This window comes from Methylobacterium sp. D54C (assembly GCF_053345595.1).
Window position 1 is genome coordinate 1 of record NZ_JBKFAK010000063.1, and the last position, 6,643, is coordinate 6,643.

Consider the following 6,643-nt stretch of genomic DNA (forward strand, 5'->3'; position numbering starts at 1 on the left):
CCGGGCGCGGCGGCACCGTCTGCACCTGCGGGAGCGCGTCCCGCGCGGCCGCCCGCGGCCGCCCGCGCCGCGCCCGCGGCGCCGGGACGGTCTCGGCGGCGGGGTCCGTCGCGGCCTCGTCGGCGGCGGCTTCGAGGACCGGCTCGGCCGGGGCCTCGAACATCGGCACGAGGCTCGGCAGGACGCGGCGCACCGGTGCGTCCGGCACCTTCCGTTCCGGGCGCGGCGCCGGTGCCGCCTGAGGGGCGGGCGCGGGTGCGGGCGGCGCGAGGGCGGCCTGCGCCAGTTCCGGCCACAGGATCTTGTCCGGGCGCGGCCGCGCCTCGGTGGCAGTCAGCGTTGTGCGGGCCGAACGGGTCTGCTTGACTTCGACCATGAACGGTCGCGCGCTGCGGCGCTTCATGTAAGATGATCCTTGGAAGCATTCGAGCGCGCATGTCGGCGGCACGAACACACCGAGGTTAAGCCTGATCTCGGCCGTTGTCCAGAAAGACGACGTCGTACTGGTCAAATTTCTCTTTAGTCGAGATGGGCCGCGGTCGTTTCCAGGCCTCGGGTCGTGAAACCGAAGGCGTGATCGCCCGAGCACCTGCGGACACTGCCCCGTCGCCGCCCGGCGAGGGGGCGATCCGCTGCGGGGCGATCTGTTGCGGGACGGGCGTCGCGCGCGATCGGGTCGTCCGGGATCAGGCGGCCTGCGCCTGCGCGGGCGCCGGGCGGCGCCGCAGGGGACCGGGCGCCCCGAACAGGGACTGGTACAGCGCGGCCGGCGTCCGCGCCTCGCCGCTGCCGTCCGTGATCGTCACCTCGGCCATGCCGGCCGCGATCAGGCTCATGCCCTGATCCAGGGCGGTCAGGACCGAGGCGTGCTGGTAGGCGAACCGGCGCGCGGACAGGCGTGCGGTGACGGTGAAGTGCATGACGACGATCCCGGGAAGCCGGACCCGCCGGGTCCGGACGGCAACGGCGCGCGCGACGCGCTCGGGTGAGAACGGGGCTCCGGCAACGCCGCTGCCGGTCCCGCACCTGCTCGCGGCCAATAAAGTCGTTATCTTGACGAAAGCTTGTTCATCCCCGCTTTGCACGACCAAGGCGCACAATTAGCGGCGGGATTTAGTGGTTGCCGCCGCGCCGCTGCCGTCACGCTTCAGTTCAGGCGGCGGCGCCGTTCCGCGACCTGCCGCCGGGCCAGCCGTCGCCCCAGCGCCATCAGCAGCGCGTCCGCCTCGGCCTTCAGGGCCGGATCGCCCAGCGCCGCGACGGCGTCCTGCGCGGCGAGGGCGTGCTCGACCGCCCGGTCCAAGGGCGTGTCGCCGAGGTCGGGCGCGGTCGCGCCGCCGATCGCCTCGCGCGCGCGCAGCGCCGTGATGTCCACGAGGATCCCGCGCCCGCCCGTCGGCCGGCCGCGACGGTCGCTGGTGAAGCGGCCGCGCGCCAGGACCCAGCGCATCCGGCCGTCGACGGAGATCACCCGGTACTCGGCGACGTAGGAACTCCCCGCCGCGACGCTGCGGCGGATCAGGGTGTCGACCCGGTCGCGGTCGTCGACGTGGATGGCCTCCTCGTAGACGGCCAGCGGGATGCCGGATTCCGCCGCGGTCGGATCGACCTTGAACAGGAGGGCCACCAGGGCGTCGACCCGCACCCGGTCCGTCGCGGGGTCCCACGCCCAGTGCCCGATCATGTCGGCGGAATCGAGCGCGATCTGGAAGGCTTCGGGACAGGTCTGACCGACGGACGCGTTGGTCTTGGGCATGGCGGTGTACGTGTGCGGCTCCGGTCCGGTCGATCTACGGGTTCGGTGGCTGCAACCTCAAGACTTCTTTGACGCATTCATGCAACTGTTGCGTGCTGGCCACTCGCGTCCCGCCGGTCTTCTGTATTATGAATGCTCGAGCCAGCCCGCGCGCCAGAGCCTGACCGCCGATGGGATCGAAGTCACCTGTCCGGAGCGGATCCTCCGGGGCTGCGGCGCCCGAGGACGACCTGTTCGAGCGCTCCGCACCGCCGCACGCGCCGGGTGCCGGGCGGCTGCTGCAGCGGATCGCCGACGCGCTGCAGGTTCCGGCCACCTCCCTGTACGGCCCACTGGGCGCGGAGCGGGGCGCCGGCGTCGCGGGCGGGCGTGCCGACGAGGCCGACGCCCTGCTGCATGCCTACCGGCGCATCGACGATCCCGAGATCCGCCGCCGCGTCCTGACCCTCGTGCAGGATCTGGCCGCCGCACGCTGACCGGTGCGCTGACCGGTGCGCCCGTGATGCGCTTGTGATGCGCTTGTGATGCGCTTGGCCCGCCGCGTGCTAACCTGAGCGGGATTGCAACGCTCGGGCGAGTCGGCATGCTGAACAGACGATCCTTCATGGCCCTGTCGGGGGCCGCCCTCGCGACCCCGGCGCTGGCGCAGGGCAGTGCCGCCCGGACGCTCAAGTTCATCCCGCAGGCCGACCTGACGGTGCTCGATCCGATCTGGACGACCGCCTACGTCACCCGGAATCACGGGCTCGCCGTCTTCGACACGCTCTACGGCACCGATGCCGCCTACGCCGCCCAGCCGCAGATGGTGGCGGGCCACACGGTGGAGAACGACGGCAAGCTGTGGCGCCTCACCCTGCGGCCCGGGCTGACCTTCCACGACGGCAGCCCGGTCCTGGCCCGCGACTGCGTGGCGAGCGTCGCGCGCTGGGGCAAGCGCGACGCCATGGGCCAGACGCTCATGGCGTACACGGACGAGCTCTCGGCCCCGGATGACCGGACGATCCAGTTCCGCCTGAAGAAGCCCTTCGCGCTCCTGCCGGACGCGCTCGGCAAGGTCGGCTCCTCGATCTGCGCCATCATGCCGGAGCGTCTCGCCAAGACCGACCCGTTCACGCAGGTGACCGAGATGGTCGGCAGCGGCCCGTTCCGCTTCAAGGCGGACGAGCGCGTGGTCGGCGCCCGGGTGGTCTACGAGCGCTTTGCCGGCTACGTCCCCCGCGAGGGCGGCGAGCCGCAATGGACCTCGGGCCCGAAGCGCGTCCACGTCGACCGGGTCGAGTGGAACGTCATCCCCGACCAGGCGACCGCCGCCTCGGCCATGCAGACGGGCGAGATGGACTGGTGGGAGCAGCCGCCGGCCGACCTCGTGCCCACCCTCCGCGGGCTGACGACGCGGATCACCGACCCGACCGGCCTGATCGGCTGCCTGCGGATGAACCAGCTCCAGCCGCCCTTCGACAATCCGGCGATCCGGCAGGTGCTGCTCAAGGTCGTCGACCAGACCGACTTCATGCAGGCGGTGACCGGCACCGATCCCAAGCTGATCCACGTGCCGACGGGCTTCTTCTGCCCGGGCCTGCCCATGGCGAGCGACGTCGGCCTCGACGCCCTGACCAGCAAGCGCGACTACGCGGGCGCCAAGGCGGCGCTGGCGGCGGCCGGCTACAAGGGCGAGAAGGTGGTGCTGATGGGCGCCTCGGACTTCCCGAGCCTGAAGGCGCTCGCCGACGTGGCGGCCGACATGCTCACGCGCGCCGGCTTCAACGTCGACTATCAGGTCATGGACTGGGGCTCGGTGGTGCAGCGGCGCGCCAAGAAGGAGCCGGTCGCCCAGGGCGGCTGGAGCGCCTTCTGCACCTTCTGGGCGGGGCTCGACCAGGCGAATCCCGCGGTCAGCGCCTTCCTGCGCGGGACCGGCCAGAGCGCCGCGATCGGCTGGCCCACCAGCGCGAGGATCGAGGCGCTGCGGGACCAGTGGCTGGACGCCCCGGACACCGCCGCGCGCAAGCGGCTCGCCGGCGAGCTTCAGCAGCAGGCCTTCGCCGACCTGCCCTACCTGCCCCTCGGCCAGTACTTCAACCAGACCTCGTACAAGCCGTCCCTGACCGGCGTCCTCGACGGCGTGCCGGTGTTCTGGAACGTCAAGAAGGGCTGAGGCGCAGGGGTCGCCCTCTTTCAAGACCTCGGAACGTGGGCGCGGGATCAGCGGCTCCAGGTCCGTGCGTGCGCGCCTTCTCCGGGTACCCGAACGCGGAGAGGGTCGCGGTCCGGCGACAGGGATCGCGCAGAACTGGCTCCGTGCCTTTGCGAGCGCAGCGAAGCAATCCAGCTGCGCCAAGCTTGACCGATGTCTCGCATCCCTGGGTTGCTTCGCTGCGCTCGCAAAGACGAACAGGCCATCGGCATCCCTACAGCCCCGCTGCACGAGCCTACTGTGTCGCCGGCACGGCGTAGTTCAACGGTATCCTGCCACACGAATACGCCGTTCCCTCCAACAAGTCCGATCGATTGAAGCCGCGCGAGCGCTTCCCAGCCGCATCGGGAACGGGGTAAGCAGATTCGGCACAGGTCACCGCCAGAGATGACCGGCCCGCGAGGAAGCCCGAGATATCCGTCTCACCGCCATCGCGGCGGTGCATCGACGCCCTCGACGCCGCGCGGAGTCCATGACGCGACGAGGACACGCTCGATGACAGGCTTGGCGACAGGCTCTCCGGACGAGGCCGCCCTGGAACGCTCGGCGATGCGCAGGATCGGCTGGCGGCTCGTGCCGTTCCTGATCCTCGCCTACTTCGTCTCCTTCCTGGACCGCGTGAATGTCGGCTTCGCGGCGATCCAGATGAACCACGATGTCGGCCTCTCGGCGACCGTGTTCGGCTGGGGCGCCGGCATCTTCTTCCTCGGCTACTTCCTGATGGAGATCCCCAGCAACCTGATGCTGGAGCGCTTCGGGGCGCGGCTGTGGATCGCCCGGATCATGGCGACCTGGGGGCTCATCTCCGCCGCCATGGCCCTGGTGCAGGGGCCGTGGTCGTTCATCGGCCTGCGCTTCCTGCTGGGGCTCGCCGAGGCCGGCTTCTTCCCCGGCGTGATCCTCTACCTGACCTACTGGTTCCCCTCCGCCTACCGGGCGCGGATCATCGGGGTCTTCATGATCTCGATCCCGATCTCGTCGTTCCTGGGCTCGCCGATCTCCGGCGCGCTGCTCAACGTGACGGGGTTCGGCCTCGCCGGCTGGCAGTGGCTGTTCATCCTCGAGGGCCTGCCGGCGGTGTTCCTGGCCGTCGCGGTCCTGTGGCTCCTGCCGGACGGCCCGCGGGACGCGGCGTGGCTGCCGGCGGCCGAGCGGGACTGGCTGGAGCGGCAGCTCCGGGCCGAGGCGGCGCGCAACACCCGCAGCGGCCAGCCCGCGAAGCCGCCGCTCTGGGACATCCTGCGCGACCGGCGGCTCGCCCTCTTCGCCGCGATCTATTTCGGCTCGACGGCGAGCAGCTACGGGCTGTCGTTCTGGACGCCGCAGATCGTCAAGAGCTTCGGCCTCGGCAACGTCGAGACCGGGCTCCTGAACAGCATCCCGTACGGCTTCGCGTCCCTGGCGATGGTCCTCTGGGGCCGGCACAGCGACCGGACCGCCGAGCGGCGCTGGCACCTCGCGCTCTCGTTCCTGATCCTGGCGCTGGGGCTCGCGGGCGGCACGGTCCTGTCGGGGCTCGGCCCGGTCGTGGCGGCCCTGACGATCGCCGCCATGGGCGTCTACATGCTCAAGGGCCCGTTCTGGGCGCTCGCGACCGAGCAGATGCCGCCCGCCACCGCGGCGGCGAGCATCGCGGCCATCAACGCGGTCGGCAATCTCGGCGGCTTCCTCGGCCCCTACCTGATCGGCGCGATCAAGGACGGGACCGGCAGCTTCACCCTGAGCCTCCTGCCGCTCGTGGTCTTCGCCCTGCTCTCGGCCGCCCTGTCGCTGGTGCCGGGCCGCGCCCCGCGCCCCGACTCGGGCGCGCCGCGGCCGTCGGCCGTCTGAGCCCGCGGCGAACCGAGTCCGGGACCGGCCGGTTGGCCCGGTGCGGCCGCCGCCCGGCGCTGCGCCGGCCCGGACTTGACCGGCCCGGACCGGACCGGACGGGGTCCCGCGGGCCGTGACCGCGCCGCCGCCAGGAGATCGCCGTGCCCGAGCTCAACGCCATCCTGGAGACGGCGCTGTACGTCGCGGACCTCGACCGCGCCGAGGCCTTCTATCGCGACACGATGGGGTTGCGCTGCCTCTTCACCGACTTCCGCATGCGCGCCTTCGACGTCGGCGGCCGCGGCGTCCTCCTGCTCTTTCCGGAGGGCGGGTCCCTGCAGCCGATCGAGACGCCGGGCGGTCTCATACCGCCCCATGACGGCCGTGGCCCGGCCCATATCGCGTTCTCGATCGACGCCGACGCCCTCGCGCCCTGGGAGGACCATCTCGCGGCCGCCGGCGTGGCCGTCGAGGGGCGCACCCGCTGGCCGCGGGGCGGCGTCAGCGTCTACTTCCGCGACCCGGACGGGCACCTGCTCGAGCTGGCCACACCCGGCCTCTGGAAGGGCTACTGAGGCGGCGCCGGGTCAAGTCCAGGTCGACGCCGGGGCGAGGCCGGGGCGAGGCCGGGTCGCGTCCGGGCCGGATTCCGGGCGCCCGAACGGCGAAGGGGCCGCCTCCTGTGGGAAGCGGCCCCTTCGCGTTTCGGGTCGGGTGCGACGGTCGGGGTGCGAGCGTCTCACCCGACCGTCGTTTGTCGGTCTCAGTAGGAGCCGAACTTGTAGTTCAGGCCGGCGCGGACGACGGCGAACTCGTCGGAGCGGCGGCCGATGCCGCTGTAGACGACCGGGAAGTTGTTGGCGGCGTTGATGACGAACGCG

At 71.8% G+C, this 6,643-nt stretch carries 7 protein-coding genes and 1 pseudogene; 4 read left to right on the forward strand and 4 right to left on the reverse strand.

All coding sequences use genetic code 11. From position 1 onward, the window contains the following. From ACLBYB_RS32265 to ACLBYB_RS32275, 3 genes are all read right to left on the reverse strand, one after another. Positions 1 to 403: hypothetical protein (locus ACLBYB_RS32265; RefSeq protein ID WP_447701312.1), on the reverse strand; the 403-nt coding region annotated here is incomplete at its 3' end. Between the two features lie 283 nt (positions 404 to 686). Beyond that, entirely contained in the window at positions 687 to 920 is a 234-nt protein-coding gene (locus ACLBYB_RS32270) for a hypothetical protein (protein WP_100252464.1), read from the reverse strand. Between the two features lie 227 nt (positions 921 to 1,147). Beyond that, positions 1,148 to 1,756: a PAS domain-containing protein gene (locus tag ACLBYB_RS32275; protein ID WP_056533577.1), complete on the reverse strand. Its 609-nt coding sequence runs from the start codon at positions 1,754 to 1,756 to the stop codon at positions 1,148 to 1,150. 170 nt (positions 1,757 to 1,926) lie between these two features. On the opposite strand from ACLBYB_RS32275, the gene ACLBYB_RS32280 reads away from it, so the two are divergent. From ACLBYB_RS32280 to ACLBYB_RS32295, 4 genes are all read left to right on the forward strand, one after another. Continuing rightward, entirely contained in the window at positions 1,927 to 2,232 is a 306-nt protein-coding gene (locus tag ACLBYB_RS32280) for a hypothetical protein (protein WP_056533575.1), read from the forward strand. Between the two features lie 107 nt (positions 2,233 to 2,339). Further along, a complete protein-coding gene (locus tag ACLBYB_RS32285; RefSeq protein WP_447684051.1) occupies positions 2,340 to 3,911 on the forward strand; it encodes an ABC transporter substrate-binding protein in 1,572 nt (523 codons plus the stop codon). A gap of 534 nt (positions 3,912 to 4,445) precedes the next feature. After that, positions 4,446 to 5,780, forward strand: a complete 1,335-nt coding sequence (locus ACLBYB_RS32290) for an MFS transporter (RefSeq protein ID WP_056533571.1) — start codon at positions 4,446 to 4,448, stop codon at positions 5,778 to 5,780. A 143-nt stretch (positions 5,781 to 5,923) separates the two neighbouring features. Next, a complete protein-coding gene (locus tag ACLBYB_RS32295; protein WP_020094093.1) occupies positions 5,924 to 6,337 on the forward strand; it encodes a VOC family protein in 414 nt (137 codons plus the stop codon). Positions 6,338 to 6,525: 188 nt separating this feature from the next. Here ACLBYB_RS32295 and ACLBYB_RS32300 read toward each other — a convergent pair. Next, positions 6,526 to 6,643: pseudogene (locus ACLBYB_RS32300) on the reverse strand (porin family protein); the annotation flags it as partial.